At 66.0% G+C, this 2,783-nt stretch carries 2 protein-coding genes; both read right to left on the bottom strand.

From position 1 onward, the window contains the following. Positions 1–2,225, bottom strand: a 2,225-nt coding sequence (gene rpoB, locus HUU95_RS13280) for a DNA-directed RNA polymerase subunit beta (RefSeq protein ID WP_174280539.1), incomplete at its 3' end; no start/stop codon positions are given. 357 nt (positions 2,226–2,582) lie between these two features. Next, on the bottom strand, positions 2,583–2,783 hold a 201-nt coding region (gene rplL / locus HUU95_RS13275), incomplete at its 5' end, for a 50S ribosomal protein L7/L12 (RefSeq protein WP_174280538.1).

Raw genomic sequence — 2,783 nt, 5'->3', positions numbered from 1 at the left:
ACCGTCTCCTCCATGCCGGTGCCGACGAACGGCGCCTCGGCGCGGACCAGCGGCACCGCCTGACGCTGCATGTTCGAGCCCATCAGCGCGCGGTTGGCGTCGTCATTCTCCAGGAACGGTATCAGCGACGCGGCGACCGACACCAGCTGCTTGGGGCTGACGTCCATCAGCGTGATCGTCTCGGGCAGCGCGTTGAGGAACTCGCCCGCCTGCCGCGCGGAGACCAGCTCTTCCGTGAACGCGCCGTCGCCGTCCAGCTCGGCGGACGCCTGCGCGATCGTGTGCTTGGCCTCCTCCATCGCGGACAGATAGACGACGTCCTGCGTCACCTTGTGGTCGATCACCTTGCGGTACGGCGTCTCGATGAAGCCGTATTTGTTGACGCGGCTGAACGAGGCGAGGCTGTTGATCAGGCCGATGTTTGGCCCTTCCGGCGTCTCGATCGGGCAGATGCGGCCATAATGCGTCGGGTGGACGTCGCGGACCTCGAAGCCCGCGCGCTCGCGAGTCAGGCCGCCCGGCCCGAGCGCCGACACGCGGCGCTTGTGCGTCACCTCCGACAGCGGGTTGGTCTGGTCCATGAACTGCGACAGCTGCGACGAACCGAAGAACTCGCGCACCGCCGCCACCGCCGGCTTGGCGTTGATCAGGTCGTTGGGCATCACCGTCGACACATCGACCGACGACATCCGCTCCTTCACCGCGCGCTCCATGCGCAACAGGCCGACGCGGTACTGGTTCTCCAGCAGTTCGCCGACCGACCGCACGCGCCGGTTGCCGAGATTGTCGATGTCGTCGACCTCGCCCTTGTTGTCCTTCAGATCGGTCAGCATCTTGACGATCTTGAGGATGTCCTCGGTCCGCAGCGTGGTGAGCGTGTCCTCGGTCTCCTGGCCCAGCCGCATGTTGAGCTTGACGCGGCCCACCGCCGACAGGTCGTAGCGGTCGGGATCGAAGAACAGCCCGGCGAACAGCGCCTCGGCGGTCTCCAGCGTCGGCGGCTCGCCGGGGCGCATGACGCGATAGATGTCGCTCAGCGCCTGCTCGCGCTCCTCCGCCTTGTCCGCGCGCACCGTGTTGAGCATCCACGGACCGGTGGTGACATAGTCGATGTCGAGCACGTCGATCTGTTCGATGCCGGCGCGATCCAGCTTCTCCAGGATGGAGAACTTGCCTTCCTTGCGCTCGGCGTCGGTCAGCTCACGGATCTCCTGCCCCGCCTCGACATAGATCTCGCCGGTCTGTTCGTTGATCAGGTCGTACGCGCTGTACCGGCCGAAGATCTCCTCCGTCGGGATCAGCAGCTCGGTCAGCCCGTCCTTCGCGGCCTTGTTGGCGGCGCGGGGCGTGATCTTGACGTTGGCGGGGAACACCGTCTCGCCGGTCTGCGCGTTGACCAGCTCGAAGCGCGGCGTCGCACCACGATAGTTCTCGGGCTGGTAAGGCACCTTCCAGCCGCCGTCGCCGCGCACGAAGGTCAGGCGGTCGTAAAAATAATTGAGGATATCCTCGCCGTTCATGCCCAGCGCATAGAAGAGCGAGGTCGCCGGCAGCTTGCGCTTGCGGTCGATGCGGACGTTGACCACGTCCTTGGCGTCAAACTCGAAGTCGAGCCACGAGCCGCGATAGGGGATGACGCGCGCGACGAAGAGGTACTTGCCCGACGAGTGCGTCTTGCCGCCATCGTGGGAGAACAGCACGCCCGGCGAGCGGTGCATCTGGCTGACGATCACGCGCTCGGTGCCATTGATGAAGAACGTGCCGTTCTCCGTCATCAGCGGCATGTCGCCCATGTAGACGTCCTGCTCCTTGATATCGATGACCGACTTGGCCTCGGTATCCGGATCCACCTCGAACGCGGTCAGGCGCAAGGTCACGCGCATCGGCGCGGCATAGGTGATGCCGCGCTGGCGACACTCCTCCACGTCGAACTTCGGCGGCTCCAGCACGTAATCGTCGAAGTCGAGATAGGCGGTGCCGGCGAAATCCTGGATCGGGAACACCGAACGCAGCGTCTTCTCCAGCCCCGAGACATGGCCGGTGGCCTTGTCCGAGCGGAGGAACTGCTCGTAGCTCTCGCGCTGCACCTCGATCAGGTTCGGCATCTGCACCACCTCGTGGATGTTGCCGAACACCTTGCGGATGCGCCGCTTCGCGGTGCCGCCCGTCCCGGAACCGTTCACCGCAGTGCGCGCGGAGCCCGCGTCGATCGCCTTGGTCGCCATGTGTTCGTGCCTCGATCAGCCGGAGTTCTGGGCGCGAGCGGAGGGCCAAGACGCGAAAAGGCCGATCGCACAGGTGCGTCGGCTGTCAGCGTCCTGGCGACCGCGACCTCCCATTCGTCCAGGGCGCTGCGCAACGACGCCCCATGTCCCGAAGATCACGATATGTCGTTAATACAGGCGTTTGCGCCGCCGTGTCAACGGCGCCTCGGCCGCGCGCCGCCGACCCACTGGTCGGGTACGCGAGCGCGATGCTCTGGCCGACGGAAAAGGGCGGCCCCGCCGTGGCGGGGCCGCCCCAATCTCTGCCGGAACGGCCGTCACGGGAGCAGTCCCGTGACGTCGACGCTCGGCTGTGGCTTACTTGATTTCCACCGTGGCGCCGGCGGCCTCAAGCTGGGCCTTCCACTTCTCGGCGTCCGCCTTGGACACGCCTTCCTTGACGGCCTTGGGCGCGCTCTCGACCAGCGTCTTGGCTTCGGTCAGGCCCAGCGCGGTGATCGCGCGGACCTCCTTGATGACGTTGATCTTCTTGCCGCCGTCGCCGGTCAGGATCACGTC

It is taken from the genome of Sphingomonas bacterium, assembly GCF_903643065.1.
Lineage (GTDB): Bacteria > Pseudomonadota > Alphaproteobacteria > Sphingomonadales > Sphingomonadaceae > Sphingomonas.
The sequence above is the reverse complement of the archived record's forward strand: the minus strand, read 5'-3'. Positions and strand labels throughout refer to the sequence as shown.